Here is a 20,069-nt window from a genome sequence, read left to right on the forward strand (position 1 = left end):
GAGACGAAAAATTAAAGGATTAAATAGCGCACGCAGGCTATTTAATCCTTAATTTAATGGGGTAGTTTTTGTGGAGCGCCGCGCTTAGCGGTCCTTTCTCCACGCATCGGCGGTTAATGCTTCACCGAAATGACCGGCAATCAGCCGTTTTGTCAGTTCATGAAGCGGAGAGGCCATCACATCCGCCGTGCTGCCGCGCTCGACCACTTCTCCCTGGTGCATGACCATCACCTGATCGCTGATGTGCTTCATCATTCCCAGATGCTGGGTAACGTAGATATACGAAATCCCCTGTTTTTCCTGCAATTCCAGCATCAGGTTAATCAGCTGCGAGCGCATCGACATATCCAGCGAGGCAAGTGCTTCATCCGCAATGATCACTTTTGGCCGCAAAATCAACGCACGCGCCAGTCCCAGGCGCTGTTTCTGGCCGGGGGCCAGCATATGCGGGTAGTAGCTTTCGTGATCCGGCAACAGCCCAACCATACGCAGGGTTTCAAATACGCGCTTACGGCGCGCCTCTGGCTCCAGGTCGGTGTTCAGACGCAGCGGAAAGTCGAGGATCTGCGAAATACGCTGGCGCGGGTTAAGCGAGGTAGACGGATCCTGGAAGATCATGCGGATGCGCTGGCTGCGGAAAGAGTAGTCGCCGAACGTCAGAGGATGATCGTCAATCAAAACTTCGCCTGCAGTGGGTTCAACCATGCCGGCGAGCATTTTCGCCAGGGTAGATTTCCCGGAACCGTTCTCGCCGATGATCGCCAGAGTCTGTTTTTCACGCAGCGTAAAGCTCAGCGGCTTCACCGCGTCGACAGTTTGACGATGAAACAGCCCCGTGCGGTAGCGAAAGGTCTTACTCAGGTTGCGGACTTCCAGTAAGGTTTCGACCATTTCACTCTCTCTCCATGTTCAGCGGGAAATGACAGGCGTAAAGATGATTTTTGGCCCCGGTCAGGCGTGGCGTCTCGATACATTTACGCTGAGCATAGGGGCACCGCGGCCCCAGACGACAGCCTATCGGCAGGGATTCCAGCAGCGGAATCGCCCCCGGCAGGGTATTCAGGCGACTCTTATGCGGCATCGCGCTGCCGAAATCTGGAATGGCGCGGATAAGCGCCTGCGTATACGGATGATGCGGCGCGCCGATCAGATCTTCACTCGGCGCGGTTTCGACCGTTTGCCCGCAGTACATGACGTCAATTTTATCCGCCCATTTGCTGAGCATTTGCAGGTCATGGCTGATCAGCAAAATGGTGGTGTTGTTATTCTGGTTGAGACGCGACAGCAGGCGGAAAATTTGCGCCTGCGTGGTGGGTTCCATCGCGTTGGTGGGCTCATCCGCAATCAGCAAACGCGGCTGATTTGCCAGCGCGATGGCAATCATCACTTTCTGACATTCGCCGTCGGTCAGCTCATAAGGGAAGCTGCGCATCGCATCTTTGTGATCTTTGATCCCGACGCGGTGTAAAAGCTCAATGGCGCGGCGCTTGCGCCAGCCAACGCGTTGCCACCAGCGGCCTTTATAGGTCCAGCCGGGAATGTTCTGCATGAGCTGTTTACCCACGCGTTCGGATGGATCGAGACAGGACTGCGGCTCCTGGAAAATCATCGAGACGTTATGCCCGACCAGCTTTCTCCGCTCGCGAGGGGAGAGGCGCAGCAGATCGATATCATCAAAACGCATACGGTCTGCCGTCACGCGCCAGTTGTCTTTCGCCACGCCGCATATAGCTTTGGCAATCAGGCTTTTTCCCGAGCCGGATTCCCCCACCAGCCCGCGAATTTCACCCTCCGCAAGGGTGATACTGATGCGATCGACGGCTTTAACCCAGCCTTCACCGGTTTTGAATTCGATGGTGAGGTTGCGAATATCAAGAAGCGGCATTATTGCACCCCCGCGTTAATTGCACGGCGAATACCGTCGCCCAGCAGGTTGATAAGCAGCACGCTCACCATAATGGCCGCACCCGGCAGCATGACCGTCCACGGTGCCACGTAGATTAACTCCAGCGCGTCGCCGAGCATCGCACCCCATTCGGGCGACGGCAGCTGTGCACCGAGATCGAGGAAGCCGAGCGCCGCGATGTCCAGGATTGCCATCGACAGGGCGCGGGTGATCTCTGTGACCAGCCCGGCGGCGATGTTGGGCAGCACGGCAAACCACAGAATGTTAAAGGTCGTCGCGCCGTCCAGACGCGCTGCGACGACGTACTCTTTTTCCAGCTCATCATGCACCATGCTGTAAACCGAGCGAACGATGCGGGGCAGGATAGCCAGCCAGACGGCGAACATGGCATGCGACAGGTGCGGACCGGCAAAGGCAACAACAATGATTGCCAGCAGCAGGGACGGAATCGACAGCAGCGTATCCAGAATATGGTTAAGCACCGCCGAACGCAGGCCATGGGTGGATCCCGCAAAAATACCGAGCGCCAGCCCACAGATCGTAGCCGCGAGCGTCACCACAAATGCGCCGCCCACCGTCGGGGCTGCACCGCTCAGCAGACGGCTCAGCACGTCACGTCCAAGGTCGTCCGTTCCCAGGAAGAAAGAGACTTCGCCGTAGCGCGACCAGGACGGCGGCAGCAGCTGATAGCCAAGGAACTGCTGGTCAATACCGTACGGTGCAAACCACGAGCCAAAGACGCAAAGCAACACCAGGCCGACACAGCCGTAAAGGCCGATCATTGCCGTGGTATCACCATAGAATTTACGCCACACGGTGCGCAGCACACCGGGCGTGCGCTTTTCACTGTATACGCTATCGTAAGGCATACCATTCCTTATGCTTCAATGGGTTGGCCATGGCACCCAGAATATCGGACAACACGTTAACAATAATCACCAGCGAACCAATCACCATCACGCCCGCAGAAATAGCGGCGTAGTCCTGCTGGCGGATGGCGTTAATCAGCCATCGCCCCAGGCCAGGCCAGCTAAAGACCATCTCGGTGATCATGGCCAGCGTCAGCATGGTGGAAAACTGTAATCCCAGACGCGGAATAACCGGCGGCAGCGCGTTGTGCAGGACGTTGCGGCGCAGTATGGTCAGGCGTGACAACCCGCGCGTGGCGGCGGCTTTGACGTAGTTCTGGTCAAATACCTCAATGGTGCTCAGGCGCATCAGACGGATCACTTCAGTTGTCGGCGCAACAGCCAGGGTCAGCACCGGCAATACCATATGGCGCAGGGCGCTGACGATCATCTCATGGCGCCACACCGAATCGGACAGCCACGCGTCAATGATGGCAAAACCGGTCACCGTTTTAACCGTATAGAGCAGGTCAAAACGACCCGAAACCGGCAGCCAGCCCATCGTCAGCGAGAAGAACAGCGTCAGCAGCAGCGCCAGCCAGAATACCGGGATGGAGAAGCCGAGCAGGGCGAGGGCGCTGATAAACTTATCCTGCCATTTATTGCGGTAGATCCCGGCCAGCATGCCCACGGGAATGCCAACCATCAGGGCAAAGCCGAAGGCCAGAATGCACAGCTCCATCGTGGCCGGGAACACCTCTTTCAGCTGCTGGGAAATCAGCTGTCCGTTGATGCTGGACACGCCGAAATCCCAGTGCAGCAGCCCGTTAAACCAGAAGAGCCAGGCATCCCACAGGGACGACCCCTGGAGCGGGGCGTGGGGCGTGAAATAGCTCAGGCTGAAGCCGACAAAGTTCAGGAAAAAGAGCGTCACCAGCAGCAAAAGGAGCCGACGTAAGGTAAAAATAATCATGGTTTTTTCACCTCTTGTTCTTTTTCACGCGACACGCCGGCGAACGAGGCGTTGCCGAACGGACTCAGCACCAGACCTTTAATATCATAACGATAGGCCTGAAGGCGCAGGGAGGAGGCCAGCGGCAGCACCGGCAGTTCCTGGGCAAGGATCTTCTGCGCTTCATCATAGGCGTCGATGCGTGAGGCCAGCTGCTGGGAAGCCAGCGCTTTTTGCAGCACGGCGTCAAACTCCCGGTTACACCAGTGGGCGTAGTTGGTCTGCGAGTTTATCGCCGCACAGCTCAGCAGCGGCCGGAAGAAGCTGTCCGGATCGTTACTGTCGGTCGCCCAGCCGGTCAGGGTTAAATCATGATTCATGTCCATCAGGCGCGCCTCCTGGAAACGGCCCTCAACCGGTACGATGATCACTTTGACGCCCACCTGCGCCATATCTGCCTGCAGCAGTTCGGCGGTCTTGAGCGGGCTCGGGTTCCACGCCTGGGAGCTGGTTGGCACCCAAAGCTGCAGCGTGAGGTTTTCCGCCCCCAGCGCCTTCAGCTGTTCACGTGCTTTTGCCGGATTGTATTCCGTAATTTTAGCTTCACCGTCATAGGCCCACGAGGCGCGCGGTAAAATTGAGGCGGCGGTTTCCGCCGTGCCGTAGTAGATCGACTGCATTAAACGCTGGTTGTTAATCGCCAGCGCCAGAGCGTGACGTACGGCAGGGTTATTCAACGGCGGCTTATCGGTGTTAAAGGCCAGATAAGCGATATTCATGCCGGGACGTAACGTCAGGCGCAGGCGCGGATCGTCACGCAAAATGGTGAGCTGGCTGGCCGCGGGCCAGGCGAGTACGTCGCACTCCCCGGTGAGCAGTTTTGACAGACGTCCTGTCCCGCCTGAACCGAGATCGACAACCACCTGCGGCATCAGCGGGGTGCCGCGCCAGAAATGCTCATGACGCTGCAGACGAATATATTGCCCGGCGCGGTATTCGGCGAGCTGGAACGGACCGGTGCCGACCGGCTGACGATCGAGCAACTCCTGACGATCTTTTTTCGTCAGGTTCGCCGCGTATTCAGCGGACATGACTGACGCATAGTGGGTCGCCAGGTGCCAGAGGAAGGAGGCATCCGGGCGCGTCAGCGTAAATTCAACCGTCCGGTTGTCCAGCTTGCGCACGCTCTTGACGGTGTCGGCAAACTGCAGGCTGTCGAAATAGGGGAAGTTGCTGCCGTTAACGTTATGCCACGGGTGGTTGCGGTTAAAGATGCGCTGGAAGGTAAAGACCACGTCATCTGCGTTCAGCTTGCGCGTGGGGGTAAACCACGGCGTGCGCTGAAATGCGACGTCATCGCGCAGATGAAAACGGTAGGTTGCGCCGTTATCCAGCACTTCCCAGCTTTCCGCAAGCTCAGGCACAAGACGATAGGTGTAAGGATCAACATCAAGCAGACGATCATAAAGCTGCGCGGCAAGGGTATCCACGATCAGGCCGCTGCCCGCTTTTTGCGGGTTGAAGGTATCCACCTGGCCGCTTACGCAATAGACGAAGCCGCTGTCACGAATGTCAGGCTGCGGAGTTAGCCCGGGCGCGGCAAAGGCCAGGCTGCTAAACAGACCGAGTGCAAAAAAGGACGATAAAACCAGACGCATAATTTTTAAGGTTTTTAGGTTCGATCTGCAAAGTGTATCGCACTTACGCCTGCTTCGTAAAAATGTCTGCAGGTAAGTGCTGATATTGTCAGCGCATTTGATGCTTTTTAAGCAATGCCCTTAACTGATGGTAGGTCAGACCCAGCAGTTCAGCCGCCCGTTTCTGGTTATATTTCGCCGTTTTCAGGCTTTGCTCCAGCAGCTGTTTCTCCTGGTCGTTCTGGAACTGGCGTAAATCAAGGGGGAGAGTAGGGACATCGTCTGAAGACGCTGGTGCGGGTAGCGGCGGCGCGCTGCGCTGAAAAGGATCGATAATAATATTGTCCAGCTCCATCTCGCTGCTGCCGTGACGATAGACGGAGCGCTCCACGACGTTTTTCAGTTCGCGGATATTTCCCGGCCAGTGGTAAGCCAGCAGCGTTTCCTGTGCATAATGGCTGAAGCCGGGGAACAGCGGCAGTCCGAGCTCGCGGCACATCTGAATCGCAAACTGGTCTGCCAGCAGCATAATGTCGCTTTTGCGCTCGCGCAGCGGAGGAAGCTGAACGACGTCAAAGGCCAGGCGGTCAAGCAGGTCGGCACGGAATTTCTCCTCCGCCACCATCTCCGGCAGGTTAGCGTTAGTGGCGCACACCAGGCGCACGTTAACCTGCAGCGGCTGGCTACCGCCGACGCGCTCCAGCTCGCCGTACTCAATCACGCGCAGCAGTTTTTCCTGTACCAGCATGGGCGCGGTGGCCAGTTCATCAAGAAACAGCGTCCCACCGTCGGCGCGCTCAAAGCGTCCGGGATGGCGTTTCTGGGCACCGGTAAACGCGCCCGCTTCATGGCCGAAGAGCTCGGTGTCGAGCAGGTTTTCATTCAGCGCCGCGCAGTTAAGGGAAATGAAGGGGCCATCCCAGCGCCCGGATAAGTAATGCAGACGGTTAGCTATCAGCTCTTTCCCCGTTCCGCGTTCACCGATGATCAGCACCGGTTTATTGAGCGGCGCCAGGCGAGAAACCTGTTCCAGCACTTCAAGAAAACTGTTTGCTTCACCGAGTAAATTGTCTTTGTATCCAGGCATGATGAAATTAACCACTCCTTAGCGATATTCACCAGGTAAGAGTAGAACTTTACTGTGCAAAAATCAATCAGACTCATTGAAATCAATAAGATAAAAACTTGGCATGATGTTTGTATTATTAGTACAGCAGGGCATCGCCCGATAACAGAACTATGAGGATTTGATTATGGGTATTTTTTCTCGTTTTGCCGACATCGTGAACGCCAACATCAACTCACTGCTTGAGAAAGCGGAAGATCCGCAGAAGCTGGTACGTCTGATGATTCAGGAGATGGAAGACACGCTGGTTGAAGTGCGTTCAACCTCCGCCCGCGCGCTGGCGGAGAAAAAACAGCTTACGCGTCGCATTGAACAAGCTACCGCTCAGCTGAACGAATGGCAGGAAAAAGCGGAACTGGCGCTGCGTAAAGACAAAGAGGATCTGGCCCGTGCGGCGCTGATCGAAAAACAGAAGCTGGCCGATATGGTCGCGACGCTCGAGCATGAAGTGACGCTGGTGGACGACACGCTCACCCGTATGAAGAAAGAGATTGGTGAGCTTGAAAACAAACTGAGCGAAACCCGCGCGCGTCAGCAGGCGCTGACCCTGCGTCACCAGGCGGCAAGCTCCTCCCGCGACGTGCGTCGTCAGCTGGACAGCGGTAAGCTCGATGAAGCGATGGCGCGTTTTGAATCGTTTGAACGTCGTATCGACCACATGGAAGCGGAAGCCGAAAGCCACGGCATCGGCAAGCAGAAGTCGCTGGATCAACAGTTCGCCGATCTGAAGGCTGATGATGAAATCAGCGAGCAGCTGGCGGCACTGAAAGCCAAAATGAAGCAAGACAACCAATAATAATTCCTGCGGTACCTGAGCGTGCCGCATCATAAGACAAGGAGTACATATGAGCGCGCTTTTTCTGGCCATTCCCCTGACAATTTTCGTGCTGTTCGTTTTGCCGATTTGGCTATGGCTGCACTACAGCAACCGTTCTTCTCGGGGCGAACTCTCCCAGAGTGAACAACAGCGTCTGGTGCAGCTCTCCGACGAGGCGAACAAAATGCGCGAACGCATTCAGGCGCTGGAAGCCATCCTGGATGCTGAGCATCCAAACTGGAGGGACCGTTAATGTCTGGACTGAATCTGAACAAAAAGTTGTGGCGTATTCCACAGCAGGGCATGGTGCGCGGCGTTTGCGCCGGGCTGGCTCACTATCTTGATGTCCCGGTAAAACTTGTCCGCGTGGTCGCGGTGCTATCGATCTTCTTCGGCCTGGCGTTTATTACCCTGGTGGCATACATCGTCCTGTCGTTTGTTCTTGACCCGATGCCGGAAGGAGAACTGGCTGCGGAGGGAGCCCCGACCAGCAGCGATCTTCTCAATGCGGTTGACGAGCAACTCGCCGCCGGTGAGAAGCGGCTAAGGGAAATGGAACGCTATGTCACGTCGGATACCTTTACGCTGAGAAGTCGCTTTCGTCAGCTTTAAGAGAGAGATGAGATGAAACAACACTGGCAACAGGCCGGTCTGAAGGTAAAACCCGCCCTGAAAATCGCAGGTAAACTGGTCCTGCTGACCGCGTTACGGTTCGGCCCGGCTGGTGTGGCGGGTTGGGCGATTAAATCCGTTGCCCGCAAGCCGGTCAGAATGGTGCTGGCCGTGGCGCTCGAACCGCTGTTGCAAAAGGTGGCAAAACGGCTTTCTCGCCGCTACTTATCCCAATAATTTCCGCTGGCGCTGGTCCTTTCCCTGACGGGTGAGGGACTGGCGACGGCTCACCGTATTTCCTCTTTTTCACGTTCTTTCTTTGCGGCAGCTCACAATATTGCGCTGAGCTGCTTTGCAAACACCTTTTTCTCCTCCCTGGTCCGTTGACAGATATTTTACATGGGAGTAGATTGCCATTCCGTGGGACCGCTACCATGGAAAATGAAATGAATGCAAAAATTAAAGAGCTCATTAATCTTGTTTACGGGGAAACGTTTTCTGAATCCAATCTTAATGTGCTGCTGGAGAATATTGGAAAGGCTGCTTCTATTATTACGGAAAAACGTAAAACGGGTTGGGATGAAAAAGACGTTGTACTGATTACCTATGCCGATCAGTTTTCAGCGAAAGGGGAGAAGGCGCTGCCGGTTTTTACACGTTTTTATAACAAGTGGCTTTCTCATTCTTTTTCTCATGTTCATCTTTTACCTTTTTATCCATGGTCTTCGGACGACGGGTTTTCCGTTATTGATTATCATGAGGTTGCACCGGAAGCCGGAACGTGGCGAGACATTGCCGAATTAAAACAGTCAGCTAGTTTAATGTTTGATTTCGTATGCAACCATATGTCGGCCAAAAGCAAATGGTTCGCTAATTATCTGAAGCAAACGCCTGGCTATGAAGATTTCTTTATTTCTGTCGATCCTGAAACAGACTTATCCGCGGTGACGCGTCCGCGTGCCTTACCGCTTCTTACGCCTTTCACGCTACATGACGGCAGCGTGCGCCACCTGTGGACCACCTTCAGCGAGGACCAGGTTGATCTCAATTTCGCCTCTCCGCAAGTGCTGATCGCGATGGTCGATGTGCTGCTGCATTACCTGATTGAAGGGGCGCGATACATTCGTCTGGATGCTGTGGGATTCATGTGGAAAATACCCGGAACAAACTGCATCCACCTTGAGCAAACCCACCAGCTCATCCAGCTTTTCCGCGCCATTACCGAGGCTGTCGCCCCTGGAACGGTGATTATCACCGAGACGAATGTTCCGCATAAAGATAACGTTGCTTACTTCGGTGACGGTGAAAATGAAGCGCAGATGGTTTATCAGTTCTCTTTGCCCCCGCTGGTACTGCATGCGGTGCATTGTCAGGACGCCCGGACGCTGAGCCAGTGGGCAGCGTCGCTGAAGTTGCCTTCAACGAAAACCACCTGGTTTAATTTCCTGGCCTCGCATGACGGGATTGGTCTGAATCCGTTACGCGGCATTTTACCTGAGTCGGAAATCCTCTCACTTGTGGAGAAACTTCAGGCTGAAGGGGCGTTGGTTAACTGGAAAAATAACCCGGATGGTACACGCAGTCCTTATGAAATTAATGTGACCTATCTGGATGCATTAAGTACGCGTAACAGTCCTGACAGCCAACGGATTGCCCGGTTTATTCTGGCGCATGCCGTTCTCTTGAGCTTCCCCGGTGTGCCTGCGGTTTATATCCAGAGTATTCTCGGCTCGCGTAATGATTATGCAGGTGTTGAACGCCTCGGATACAACCGCGCGATAAATCGTGAGAAATACACTGCAGGACAAATTGATAGCATGCTTGAAGATAAAAATAGCCTGCGCTCTCAGGTCTATTTCTCGTTAAGCCATTTAATCGCGCTGCGCCGGGCGGAAAAAGCATTCCATCCTGACAGTGAGGCTTATTTTAGTACGTCAGGTGAACATGTTTTAAAAATTGTTCGCGTGGCGAGTTGTGGCGAAAAAATAACAGCGTTGTTTAATTTCAGTGATGGCATTCAAACGGTGAAGTCCGATATTCAATCCGGAACGGAGTTGATTGCCGGAGAAGATATTTCAGATAAAAAGCTGACCCTATATCCATGGCAGGTGTTGTGGATTAAAGAAAACTAAAAAGGACCTTAAAAATGAAAATGCCAGGAATTGTGCTGATATCAGCACTCGTTTCGTGCGCCTTGTTATCAGGCTGCAAGGACGACAAAAAGTCTGCTGTCACTATTGAGTTTATGCACTCGTCAGTCGAGCAGGAGCGTCAGGCGGTTATCACTAAGCTGATCGAAAAGTTCGAGAAAGAGAACCCCGGCATCACGGTGAAACAGGTGCCGGTCGAAGAGGATGCCTACAACACCAAGGTCATTACGCTCGCCAGAACGGGAGCGCTGCCAGAGGTGATTGAAGTCAGCCATGACTACGCGAAAGTCATGGACAAGGAACAGCTCCTGGATCGCAAAGCTATCGGCGAAGCCATTAAAGCGGTAGGCGAGGACACCTTCTATGACGGCATTTTGCGTGTTGTTCGTACGGAAGACGGTTCTGCCTGGACGGGGGTGCCAGTCAGCGCCTGGCTATCCGGCGTCTGGTATCACAAAGATGCGCTTGCGGCGGCGGGTATCCAGGAGCCGCATAACTGGGAACAGCTGCTGAAAGCCACTCAGAGGCTCAACGACCCGGCTAAAAAACATTACGGCATTGCGCTGCCCACCGCCGAAAGCGTGATGACGGAGCAGGCATTCTCCCAGTTTGCGCTTTCCGGCGGCGCGAACGTTTTTGATGCCAAAGGGAACGTCGACATCGATACCCCTGAAATGGCAAAAGCCCTGGCGTTTTATAAAGATCTGGCCGCGACCACCATGCCGGGTTCAAACGACGTCATGGAGATCAAAGATGCCTTCATGAACGGTTCTGCGCCGATGGCGGTGTACTCCACCTACATCCTTCCGGCGGTATTCCAGGACGGAAACCCTGCCAACCTGGGCTTCGTCGTCCCAACAGAAACCTCTTCTGCCGTTTACGGCATGGTCACGTCGCTGACGATTACCACCGGTCAAACCGAAGATGAGACTCAGGCGGCTGAAAAGTTTGTGACCTGGATGGAGCAGGCTCAAAACGCAACCGACTGGGTCATGATGTCGCCCGGCGCGGCACTGCCGGTGAACAAGCTGGTGGTGGGCACCGATACCTGGAAAAACAACGATGTGATTAAAGCGTTTGGACAATTGCCTTACGAACTGATTGCGCAGTTCCCGAATGTGCAGGTGTTTGGCGCCGTGGGCGACAAAAACTTCACACGCATGGGCGATGTTACCGGGTCCGGCATCATCAGTTCCATGGTGCATAACGTCACGGTGGGGAAAAAAGATCTCAGCAACACGCTTAGTAACAGCCAGAAGCGTCTGACCGATCTGATTTCACAACGATAGGAGCGCTCTGCGGAAGGAAATTATGAAGACGTTGTTTTCTGGTCGTTCAGATATGCCTTTCGCCATGCTGCTATTGGCCCCCAGCCTGATTTTGCTGGGGGGCCTGGTGGCCTGGCCAATGATTTCCAATATTGAAATCAGTTTCTTACGTCTGCCGCTTAACCCGCGCATTAGCGCTGTGTTTGTCGGGCTGGATAATTACATTCGCATTCTCAGTGATGCAGCATTCTGGCACTCGCTGTGGATGACGTTCTGGTACACCGCGCTGGTGGTGATCGGCAGCACGGGGCTGGGGCTGGCGGTTGCGATCTTCTTTAACCGTGAATTCCGTCTGCGGAAAACGGCACGTTCACTGGTGATTTTGTCCTACGTCACCCCGTCCATTTCGCTGGTGTTTGCATGGAAATACATGTTCAACAACGGCTACGGCATTGTGAACTATCTGGGCGTTGACCTGCTGCATCTGTATGACCAGGCCCCCCTGTGGTTCGACAATCCTGGCAGCAGCTTTGTACTGGTGGTGCTGTTCGCCATCTGGCGTTACTTCCCGTACGCGTTCATTTCGTTCCTGGCGATTTTGCAGACCATTGATAAGTCACTGTATGAAGCGGCGGAAATGGACGGCGCGAATGCCTGGCAGCGTTTTCGAATCGTTACGCTGCCCGCGATTATGCCGGTGCTGGCAACGGTAGTGACGCTCCGCACTATCTGGATGTTCTACATGTTTGCGGATGTCTACCTGTTGACTACTAAGGTCGATATTTTGGGCGTTTACCTCTACAAAACGGCATTCGCTTTCAATGACTTGGGTAAAGCTGCGGCGATCTCCGTCGTGCTGTTCGTGATCATCTTCGCGGTGATTCTGCTGACCAGAAAAAGGGTAAACCTCAATGGCAACAAATAAACGCGTACTGAGCCGTATTGGTTTTTATCTGGGGCTGGCGGTGTTTCTGGTCATCACACTGTTCCCGTTCTTCGTGATGCTAATGACGTCGTTTAAGAGTGCGAAAGAGGCGATATCGCTTAATCCGACCATATTGCCGCAGGCGTGGACGCTGCAGCATTACGTCGACATCTTTAACCCGCTGATTTTCCCGTTTGTGGACTATTTCAGAAACAGCATGGTGGTGTCGCTGACCTCCTCGGTGATTGCCGTGTTTCTCGGCACGCTCGGGGCTTACGCCTTGTCCAAACTGCGTTTTAAGGGCCGCACGACGATCAATGCGAGTTTTTACACCGTCTACATGTTCTCCGGAATATTGCTGGTGGTACCGCTGTTCAAAATCATCACTGCCCTTGGGATCTACGACACCGAGCTGGCGCTGATTATCACCATGGTGACCCAAACGTTACCGACAGCGGTGTTCATGCTGCGCAGCTATTTCGACACCATCCCGGACGAAATCGAAGAAGCCGCGATGATGGACGGCCTGAACCGCCTGCAAATCATCTTCCGCATCACCGTGCCGCTGGCGATTTCCGGGCTTGTATCGGTGTTTGTCTACTGCTTCATGGTGGCGTGGAACGACTACCTGTTTGCGTCCATTTTCCTGTCCAGCGCCAGCAATTTTACCTTGCCGGTCGGGCTGAACACGCTCTTTAGCACGCCAGATTATATCTGGGGTCGCATGATGGCGGCATCGCTGGTGACGGCGCTTCCGGTGGTCATCATGTATGCCCTGTCTGAACGTTTTATTAAAAGTGGTTTGACCGCCGGTGGCGTGAAGGGCTGAGGCGGCCAATTTTAACAAGGAGTCAGTCATGAAAAAATTAGTAGCGACAGCGCCACGCGTGGCGGCGCTGGTGGAATATGAAGATCGTGCTGTGGAAGCACATGAAGTGAAAATTCGCGCCCGCTTTGGCGCGCCGAAACACGGTACCGAAGTGGTGGATTTCCGCGCCGCCAGTCCGTTTATCGATGAAGAATTCAACGCGGAGTGGCAGATGTTCACGCCGCGTGAAGAGGGCACAGCGCGCGGGATCGAATTTGGTAAGTTCCAGCTTGGCAACATGATTGTTGGCGACATTATCGAATGCGGTGATGACGTCACTGAATACCAGATTGGCGACAGCGTCTGCTGCTACGGCCCGCTGCAGGAAACAGTCATCGTCAACGCGGTGAACAACTACAAGCTGCGCAAAATGCCGCAGGGCGCGTCCTGGAAGAACGCCGTTTGCTACGATCCAGCGCAGTTCGCCATGAGCGGCGTGCGTGATGCCAACGTCCGCGTGGGCGACTTTGTTGTCGTGGTAGGTCTGGGAGCCATCGGGCAGATTGCGATCCAGTTGGCCAAAAAAGCCGGTGCGTCAGTGGTTATCGGCGTTGATCCGATCGAACGCCGCTGCGAGATCGCTCGTCGCCACGGCGCGGACCATTGCCTGAATCCAATCGGTACCGATGTCGGTCTGGAAATCAAAAAGCTGACCGGCAAGCAGGGCGCGGACGTGATCATCGAAACCAGCGGCTTTGCGGATGCGCTACAGTCCGCGCTGCGCGGACTTGCCTACGGCGGCACCATCTCCTACGTAGCCTTCGCGAAACCGTTCGCGGAAGGCTTTAACCTCGGCCGCGAAGCGCATTTCAATAACGCGAAGATTGTCTTCTCCCGCGCCTGCAGCGAACCAAACCCGGACTACCCGCGCTGGAGCCGCAAGCGTATCGAAGAGACCTGCTGGGAACTGTTGATGAACGGCTATCTCAATTGTGACGATCTGATCGACCCGGTCGTGACCTTCACCACCAGCCCGGAAAGCTACATGACGTATGTCGATCAGCACCCGGAACTCAGTATCAAAATGGGCGTCACTTTTTAAGCTAAGGAGAGCAAATCATGAAAATCGCAACACAAAACCAGGCCTTTTTCCCGACCAGCATCATGGAAAAATTCCAGTATATCAAAGCGATGGGGTTTGATGGCTACGAAATTGACGGCCGACTGCTGGTTGAAAACCTCGACGAAGTTAAAGCGGCCATCAAAGCCACCGGTCTGCCGGTGACGACGGCCTGCGGTGGATACGATGGCTGGATCGGCGACTTCATCGAAGAGCGCCGTCTGAACGGATTACAGCAGATTGAGCGTATTCTGGAAGCGCTGGCTGAAGTGGGTGGCAAGGGCATTATCGTGCCTGCCGCGTGGGGGATGTTTACCTTCCGACTGCCGCCAATGACCTCCCCACGCAGCCTGGACGGTGACCGCAAAGCGGTTAGCGCCTCCCTGCGCTGGCTGGATGAAGTCGCGGCGCGCACCGGGACGACCGTCTACCTGGAACCGCTGAACCGCTATCAGGATCACATGATCAACACCCTGGCTGACGCGCGTCGATACATCGAAGAGAACGGCCTGAAGCATGTGCAGATCATCGGCGATTTCTATCATATGAACATCGAAGAAGACTCGCTGACGGATGCGCTGCATCAGAACCGCGATCTGCTGGGCCATGTGCACATCGCAGATAACCATCGCTACCAGCCGGGCAGCGGCAGCCTCGATTTTGCCAGCCTGTTCGATCAGCTGCGTGCCGATAACTACCAGGGTTACGTGGTGTATGAGTGCCGTGTTCGCGCCGAGGATCCGGCTCAGGCATACCGGGATTCGCTCACTTACTTGCGTGAATGCTAAGGATGACGAGCGTGATGAGTGCTTCTACACCTTCGCCTCTGCGCGTCGCCATCATTGGCGCCGGGCAGGTCGCGGATAAAGTGCATGCCTCGTATTACGCCACGCGCAGTGATGTTCAGATGGTGGCTGTTATGGACAGCCATCCTGAACAGGCTCGGGCGTTTGCGGAACGTCATGGTATTCCCTCGGTATGGCAGGATGCGCGAGACATGCTCGAGGCGGTTAAGCCGGATGTGGTGAGCGTCTGTTCGCCTAACCGGTTCCATTTCGAGCACGTCATGGCAGCGCTGGAAGCTGGCTGCCATGTGATGTGTGAAAAACCACCAGCTATGACGCCGCAGGAGGCCGATCGGATGCGCATGGCCGCGCGCAAGGCGGGAAAAGTGCTGGCGTATGATTTTCACCATCGTTTTGCTCTCGATACGCAACTGCTGCGTGAGGCTGTGATGAAGGGGGCGCTGGGAGAAATTTATTACACCACTGCGCAGGCGCTACGCCGCTGCGGGGTTCCCGGCTGGGGCGTCTTTACCAACAAAACGCTTCAGGGCGGTGGGCCGCTGATTGATATCGGCATCCATATGCTCGATGCCGCGATGTACGTGCTGGGGTTCCCGGCGGTAAAAAAGGTGACGGCACACAGCTTCCAGAGGCTGGGAAACCGTAAAAGCAGCGGCCAGTTTGGCGCGTGGGATCCCACGCAGTTTACCGTTGAAGATGCCCTGTTTGGCACCATTGAATTTTGCAATGGTGGCATTCTGCGTCTGGACACGTCGTTTGCGCTCAATATCCGTGAACAATCCATCATGAACGTCGCATTCTGCGGTGAAAAGGCGGGGGCTACGCTGTTCCCGGCGCACATCTACAACGACGAAGCCGGTACTTTAGTCACCCTCACGCAGCGTGAAGAAGCTGACGACCAGCGTCATATGCGCAGTATGGATGCCTTCGTGCGCCATGTGCAGGGAGAGCCCGTCATGATCGCTGATGCAGAACAGGGGCTGGTTATCCAGCAGCTCGTCGCTGCGCTGTATGAATCAGCAGAAACAGAGGGAAGCGTGACGTTATGCTAAACGTGTCTGTATTAACCGACCCGGGGTTTTGTCCACACAGCCTGAATAAATACGCCTCCATCATGGCTTGCGGTAACGGCTACATGGGTATCCGCGCTGCGCATGAAGAAGATTACACCCAGCAAATCAGAGGTATGTATCTTGCGGGTCTGTATCATCGTGCTGGTCGCAACGAGACCACTGAGCTGGTCAATCTGCCGGATATCATCGGTATTGATGTTGAGCTGGATGGCGTCAATTTCACGCTCCTGTCAGGCGAAATCCTCGAGTGGCAGCGCGAGCTGGCGTTTGCCAATGGCGAACTTCGTCGCAGCGTCGTCTGGCGCTCGCCTGACGGGAAACGCTATCGACTGGAGAGTCGTCGTTTCGTGTCGCTGGATCAGTTACCCTTAGTGGCCATGCAGCTTTCCATCACACCGCTTGATGCCGCCACGCAGGCCGTGCTGAAAACCGGCATTGATGCAACGCAAACGAACAGCGGCAGACAGCATCTGGATGAAGTGTCGGTCAGAGTGTTCGACCAGCATTACATGCAGGGCGTGTATGAAACGCAGGACCGTGCGTCTGAAGTTGTTGTTTCGGCGTTTTGTCAACTCTCAGCGAAGAGCGACAGCTGTTTCACCGCCAAAAATCGTCGTCTCAGCGTTCATCATTCGCTAACGATTGCGAAGGGTGACACTGTCACGATTGAAAAAATCGTCTGGGTGGCACATCGCAGTGATAAAGCACTGTCGCAGGCGTCTTTCGCCCGCAACGTGCTGGCCGATCTTAAGGTCTGTGCGGCAAGAGGCTATGACGCCTTGCTTGAGAGTTCGGCGTTTGCCTGGCAAGAGGTCTGGCGCCACGCTCGGGTGGAGGTGGACTCTACGGAACATCAGGATCAGATGGCGCTGGATTACGCCGTCTGGCATTTGACGGCCATGACGCCAGCCCATGATGAGCGAAGCAGTATCGCCGCCAAAGGACTGACGGGCGAGGGGTATAAAGGCCACATCTTCTGGGATACCGAAATTTTCCTGCTGCCTTTCCATCTCTTCACGCGTCCCCAAACCGCCCGTAGTCTGCTGCGCTATCGTTGGCTCAACCTGGCCGGGGCGCGGGAAAAAGCCCGTCGCAACGGCTGGCCCGGCGCGTTGTTCCCATGGGAAAGCGCCGCCAGCGGGCTGGAAGAGACGCCGGAATTTGCGGCTATCAACATCCGAACCGGCACGCGTCAGAAGGTGGCCTCCGCGCTGGCGGAACACCACATCGTTGCGGACATCGCCTGGGCCGTCGTCGCTTACTGGCAGGCGACACACGATGAGACCTTTATGCGGAATGAAGGTCTGACGCTCTTGATGGAAACCGCTGCGTTCTGGATGGGACGCGCAACGGAAATCAATGGTCGTCTCGAAATCCATGACGTTATCGGACCGGACGAATACACCGAGCATGTTAACAACAACGCTTATACCAACTATCTGGCCTGGCACAACGTCGCCTGCGCTCGCCAGTTTATGACGATGTTTGGGCGCGAGGATGAAGGTTTTACGCAGAAAGCGACACGGTTCCTGACGCGCTTATGGCTGCCGGAGGCCAATTCAGACAGTGTGATCCCGCAGGATGATACCTTTATGGCAAAACCTGCCATCGATCTGAGCCGCTACAAAGCCAAAGCGGGTAAGCAGACCATTCTGCTCGATTATTCCCGCTCGGAAGTCAACGACATGCAGATCCTTAAGCAGGCCGATGTGGTGATGCTCACCTACCTGTTGCCGGAGCGGTTTACCCCGCAGCAGTGCGCCGCCAATCTGGCGTTCTACGAGCCCCGCACGATCCATGATTCTTCGCTGAGCAAGGCCATTCACGGCATTGTGACTGCCCGCTGCGGTGACACCGAAGGTGCCTACGCCTTTTGGCGCGATGGCGTCGCCATTGATCTTGGGGACGACCCGCACAGCTGCGATGATGGAATTCACGCCGCTGCGACCGGCGCTATCTGGTCCGGCGTCATTCAGGGCTTTGCCGGTGTGCAGATTGTAGAAGGGGAGTTGCATCTTGCGCCGAAACTGCCAGCTCACTGGCAAAAACTCACATTCCCTCTGCGCTGGCGGAACGCAACGCTGCACTTCACCTATGAAAATGAGGTGTTAACCATAGAAGCTTCGGCACCTGCCATGCTGACGCTGTGGGGCAAAACGCTTCATGTATCGGGGCGGAAAATTTGCGCTTATAAGGATTTTCTTGCATCTGAAAATGGGACCGCTACCACGGAGAGGCGCCATGATGCTTAAGGCTGTTGTATTCGATCTGGACGGTGTGATCACCGATACCGCACATCTCCATTTTCTGGCCTGGCGTGCAGTGGCGGATGAAATCGGCATCACCTTTGACGAAGTGTTTAACGAACAGCTGAAGGGCATTAGCCGCATGGATTCCCTTCAGCGCATCCTGAAGCATGGCGGGAAAGAGGGGACGTTTAGCGATGAGCAGTGCCTCGCGCTGGCGACGAAGAAAAACGCGCTCTATGTCCAGTCTCTGGCGTCGCTGACGGAGGATTCACTGCTTCCCGGTATTCGCGACGTGCTGGCGGATATCCGTGCGGCGAAGGTCAAAATTGGGCTCGCCTCCGTTTCCCTGAATGCCCCGGGGATCCTGCACGCGCTTGGTATTCATCAGGCCTTCGATTTTTGCGTCGATGCTTCCCGTATTCGCTGCTCAAAACCAGACCCGGAGATCTTCCTCGCCGCCTGTGCAGGCCTGAATGTGCGTCCTGACGCGGCAATAGGTATCGAAGATGCACCTGCAGGCGTTGAGGCGATCAACGCGGCGGGAATGCTATCGGTTGGGATTGGATCTGGCCTGAACCATGCGGGATTACAACTTCATTCAACGCGGGAACTGACCTGGAAATGCCTGATCGAGTTTTGGGCATCCCGGACGTATTGCTAAGGAATTAACAATGGCTCAACTGTCCCTGAAACACATTCAGAAAATCTATGATAACCAGGTCCACGTGGTTAAGGATTTCAATCTCGAAATCGAAGACAAGGAGTTCATCGTCTTCGTCGGGCCTTCGGGCTGCGGTAAATCCACCACGCTGCGAATGATTGCCGGTCTGGAGGAGATCAGCGCCGGTGAACTGATTATTGACGGGGTGTGCATGAATGACGTGCCCGCCAAGTCTCGCGATATTGCGATGGTCTTCCAGAACTATGCGCTTTATCCGCATATGACGGTCTACGACAACATGGCGTTTGGCCTGAAGATGCAAAAAATTGCGCCTGCGGTTATCGAAGACCGCGTTAACTGGGCGGCACAGATCCTCGGATTACGCGAGTACCTCAAGCGCAAACCCGGCGCGCTGTCCGGCGGCCAGCGTCAGCGCGTGGCGTTGGGCAGGGCGATCGTGCGCGAGGCGGGGGTGTTCCTGATGGATGAACCGCTCTCCAACCTCGATGCCAAGCTTCGCGTGCAGATGCGGGCTGAAATCAGCAAGCTGCACCAGAAGCTTAACACCACCATGATTTACGTGACCCACGATCAGACGGAAGCCATGACCATGGCGACTCGCATCGTGATCTTAAAAGACGGCATTATTCAGCAGGTCGGTGCACCGAAGCAGGTGTACAACGAACCGGCAAACATGTTTGTCGCAGGATTTATTGGATCGCCAGCCATGAACTTTATTCGCGGCGCTATCGACGATCGCTATTTTGTTACGGAAACGCTCCGTCTGAAGATTCCAGAGGACAAGCTCGCTTCACTGAATGCCGCAGGGTATCAGCGCAAAGCCGTATTCTTTGGGATCCGCCCGGAAGATATTCTCACGCTGCAGAGCCGAGGTGAGAATATCGCGGCGAAAGTCAGCGTAGCCGAACTGACCGGCGCGGAGTTCATGCTTTACGCCACCGTTGGCGGCCATGAGCTGGTTGTGCGTGCTGGCGCTGCGAATGATTATGCCGCTGGGGATAATATCGACATCCAGTTCGATATGAATAAGTGCCATTTCTTCGACGCTGAAACCGAAGCGGCTATTAGATAAGAAAGGTGTTTGCCGGAA

General features: G+C 55.1%; 20 protein-coding genes. 14 read left to right on the plus strand and 6 right to left on the minus strand.

Translation table 11 applies throughout. The features are described from left to right. Window positions 1-84: 84 nt before the first annotated feature. The 6 genes from sapF to pspF all read right to left on the minus strand — a co-directional run bounded on the left by sapF (window position 85) and on the right by pspF (window position 6,430). Complete coding sequence (sapF, locus tag UTM25_RS05785; protein ID WP_023312051.1) at window positions 85-891, minus strand: putrescine export ABC transporter ATP-binding protein SapF; 807 nt, start codon at window positions 889-891, stop codon at window positions 85-87. Window position 892: 1 nt separating this feature from the next. Continuing rightward, the gene (gene sapD / locus UTM25_RS05790; protein WP_033145732.1) at window positions 893-1,885 is read right to left on the minus strand and encodes a putrescine export ABC transporter ATP-binding protein SapD; all 993 of its coding nucleotides are present in this window, start codon (window positions 1,883-1,885) and stop codon (window positions 893-895) included. Then, window positions 1,885-2,775, minus strand: coding sequence for a putrescine export ABC transporter permease SapC (gene sapC, locus UTM25_RS05795; protein ID WP_194399386.1), 891 nt, complete (start codon window positions 2,773-2,775; stop codon window positions 1,885-1,887). The genes sapD and sapC overlap by 1 nt, the downstream gene beginning before the upstream one ends. After that, entirely contained in the window at window positions 2,762-3,727 is a 966-nt protein-coding gene (sapB, locus tag UTM25_RS05800; RefSeq protein WP_194399385.1) for a putrescine export ABC transporter permease SapB, read from the minus strand. Before sapB ends, sapC begins: the two co-directional genes overlap by 14 nt. Then, a complete protein-coding gene (gene sapA, locus UTM25_RS05805) occupies window positions 3,724-5,364 on the minus strand; it encodes an ABC transporter substrate-binding protein SapA (protein WP_023312048.1) in 1,641 nt (546 codons plus the stop codon). The genes sapB and sapA overlap by 4 nt, the downstream gene beginning before the upstream one ends. An 88-nt stretch (window positions 5,365-5,452) precedes the next feature. Then, on the minus strand, window positions 5,453-6,430 hold the full coding sequence (gene pspF, locus UTM25_RS05810) for a phage shock protein operon transcriptional activator (protein WP_194399384.1): 978 nt from the start codon (window positions 6,428-6,430) through the stop codon (window positions 5,453-5,455). 166 nt (window positions 6,431-6,596) lie between these two features. Between pspF and pspA the strand changes: the two genes are divergently transcribed. The 14 genes from pspA (at window position 6,597) to UTM25_RS05880 (ending at window position 20,051) form a co-directional block, all read left to right on the plus strand. Further along, a complete protein-coding gene (gene pspA / locus UTM25_RS05815) occupies window positions 6,597-7,265 on the plus strand; it encodes a phage shock protein PspA (RefSeq protein WP_029740507.1) in 669 nt (222 codons plus the stop codon). 49 nt (window positions 7,266-7,314) lie between these two features. Continuing rightward, entirely contained in the window at window positions 7,315-7,539 is a 225-nt protein-coding gene (gene pspB, locus UTM25_RS05820) for an envelope stress response membrane protein PspB (RefSeq protein WP_023312045.1), read from the plus strand. Further along, on the plus strand, window positions 7,539-7,898 hold the full coding sequence (gene pspC, locus UTM25_RS05825; protein WP_023312044.1) for an envelope stress response membrane protein PspC: 360 nt from the start codon (window positions 7,539-7,541) through the stop codon (window positions 7,896-7,898). The genes pspB and pspC overlap by 1 nt, the downstream gene beginning before the upstream one ends. Window positions 7,899-7,910: 12 nt before the next feature. Further along, window positions 7,911-8,135, plus strand: a complete 225-nt coding sequence (pspD, locus tag UTM25_RS05830; protein WP_194399383.1) for a phage shock protein PspD — start codon at window positions 7,911-7,913, stop codon at window positions 8,133-8,135. Between the two features lie 197 nt (window positions 8,136-8,332). Then, entirely contained in the window at window positions 8,333-10,030 is a 1,698-nt protein-coding gene (locus tag UTM25_RS05835; RefSeq protein ID WP_275944739.1) for a sugar phosphorylase, read from the plus strand. A 14-nt stretch (window positions 10,031-10,044) separates the two neighbouring features. Beyond that, on the plus strand, window positions 10,045-11,337 hold the full coding sequence (locus UTM25_RS05840) for an ABC transporter substrate-binding protein (protein WP_194399382.1): 1,293 nt from the start codon (window positions 10,045-10,047) through the stop codon (window positions 11,335-11,337). Between the two features lie 22 nt (window positions 11,338-11,359). Next, window positions 11,360-12,241, plus strand: coding sequence for a carbohydrate ABC transporter permease (locus UTM25_RS05845; RefSeq protein ID WP_023312040.1), 882 nt, complete (start codon window positions 11,360-11,362; stop codon window positions 12,239-12,241). Continuing rightward, window positions 12,228-13,070, plus strand: coding sequence for a carbohydrate ABC transporter permease (locus UTM25_RS05850; RefSeq protein ID WP_194399381.1), 843 nt, complete (start codon window positions 12,228-12,230; stop codon window positions 13,068-13,070). Before UTM25_RS05845 ends, UTM25_RS05850 begins: the two co-directional genes overlap by 14 nt. Before the next feature lie 28 nt (window positions 13,071-13,098). After that, window positions 13,099-14,151: a zinc-dependent alcohol dehydrogenase gene (locus tag UTM25_RS05855; protein WP_194399380.1), complete on the plus strand. Its 1,053-nt coding sequence runs from the start codon at window positions 13,099-13,101 to the stop codon at window positions 14,149-14,151. 17 nt (window positions 14,152-14,168) lie between these two features. Beyond that, window positions 14,169-14,957 (plus strand): sugar phosphate isomerase/epimerase family protein, encoded by a 789-nt coding sequence (locus UTM25_RS05860; protein ID WP_194399379.1) that lies wholly within the window; start codon window positions 14,169-14,171, stop codon window positions 14,955-14,957. Window positions 14,958-14,968: 11 nt separating this feature from the next. Next, a complete protein-coding gene (locus UTM25_RS05865) occupies window positions 14,969-16,027 on the plus strand; it encodes a Gfo/Idh/MocA family oxidoreductase (RefSeq protein ID WP_194399378.1) in 1,059 nt (352 codons plus the stop codon). Next, window positions 16,021-18,300: a glycoside hydrolase family 65 protein gene (locus UTM25_RS05870; protein ID WP_194399377.1), complete on the plus strand. Its 2,280-nt coding sequence runs from the start codon at window positions 16,021-16,023 to the stop codon at window positions 18,298-18,300. The genes UTM25_RS05865 and UTM25_RS05870 overlap by 7 nt, the downstream gene beginning before the upstream one ends. Then, entirely contained in the window at window positions 18,290-18,958 is a 669-nt protein-coding gene (pgmB, locus tag UTM25_RS05875) for a beta-phosphoglucomutase (protein ID WP_194399376.1), read from the plus strand. Before UTM25_RS05870 ends, pgmB begins: the two co-directional genes overlap by 11 nt. A 10-nt stretch (window positions 18,959-18,968) precedes the next feature. Further along, the gene (locus tag UTM25_RS05880) at window positions 18,969-20,051 is read left to right on the plus strand and encodes an ABC transporter ATP-binding protein (RefSeq protein ID WP_194399375.1); all 1,083 of its coding nucleotides are present in this window, start codon (window positions 18,969-18,971) and stop codon (window positions 20,049-20,051) included. Window positions 20,052-20,069 lie beyond the last annotated feature (18 nt).

Source organism: Enterobacter sp. 61D5 (assembly GCF_034107965.1).
GTDB lineage: Bacteria > Pseudomonadota > Gammaproteobacteria > Enterobacterales > Enterobacteriaceae > Enterobacter > Enterobacter cloacae_M.

Coding starts and splice junctions, on each gene's coding strand:
- sapF (WP_023312051.1), bottom strand. CDS start 891: ATGGTCGAAACCTTACTGGAAGTCCGCAACCTGAGTAAGACCTTTCGC.
- sapD (WP_033145732.1), bottom strand. CDS start 1,885: ATGCCGCTTCTTGATATTCGCAACCTCACCATCGAATTCAAAACCGGT.
- sapC (WP_194399386.1), bottom strand. CDS start 2,775: ATGCCTTACGATAGCGTATACAGTGAAAAGCGCACGCCCGGTGTGCTG.
- sapB (WP_194399385.1), bottom strand. CDS start 3,727: ATGATTATTTTTACCTTACGTCGGCTCCTTTTGCTGCTGGTGACGCTC.
- sapA (WP_023312048.1), bottom strand. CDS start 5,364: ATGCGTCTGGTTTTATCGTCCTTTTTTGCACTCGGTCTGTTTAGCAGC.
- pspF (WP_194399384.1), bottom strand. CDS start 6,430: ATGCCTGGATACAAAGACAATTTACTCGGTGAAGCAAACAGTTTTCTT.
- pspA (WP_029740507.1), top strand. CDS start 6,597: ATGGGTATTTTTTCTCGTTTTGCCGACATCGTGAACGCCAACATCAAC.
- pspB (WP_023312045.1), top strand. CDS start 7,315: ATGAGCGCGCTTTTTCTGGCCATTCCCCTGACAATTTTCGTGCTGTTC.
- pspC (WP_023312044.1), top strand. CDS start 7,539: ATGTCTGGACTGAATCTGAACAAAAAGTTGTGGCGTATTCCACAGCAG.
- pspD (WP_194399383.1), top strand. CDS start 7,911: ATGAAACAACACTGGCAACAGGCCGGTCTGAAGGTAAAACCCGCCCTG.
- UTM25_RS05835 (WP_275944739.1), top strand. CDS start 8,333: ATGGAAAATGAAATGAATGCAAAAATTAAAGAGCTCATTAATCTTGTT.
- UTM25_RS05840 (WP_194399382.1), top strand. CDS start 10,045: ATGAAAATGCCAGGAATTGTGCTGATATCAGCACTCGTTTCGTGCGCC.
- UTM25_RS05845 (WP_023312040.1), top strand. CDS start 11,360: ATGAAGACGTTGTTTTCTGGTCGTTCAGATATGCCTTTCGCCATGCTG.
- UTM25_RS05850 (WP_194399381.1), top strand. CDS start 12,228: ATGGCAACAAATAAACGCGTACTGAGCCGTATTGGTTTTTATCTGGGG.
- UTM25_RS05855 (WP_194399380.1), top strand. CDS start 13,099: ATGAAAAAATTAGTAGCGACAGCGCCACGCGTGGCGGCGCTGGTGGAA.
- UTM25_RS05860 (WP_194399379.1), top strand. CDS start 14,169: ATGAAAATCGCAACACAAAACCAGGCCTTTTTCCCGACCAGCATCATG.
- UTM25_RS05870 (WP_194399377.1), top strand. CDS start 16,021: ATGCTAAACGTGTCTGTATTAACCGACCCGGGGTTTTGTCCACACAGC.
- pgmB (WP_194399376.1), top strand. CDS start 18,290: ATGATGCTTAAGGCTGTTGTATTCGATCTGGACGGTGTGATCACCGAT.
- UTM25_RS05880 (WP_194399375.1), top strand. CDS start 18,969: ATGGCTCAACTGTCCCTGAAACACATTCAGAAAATCTATGATAACCAG.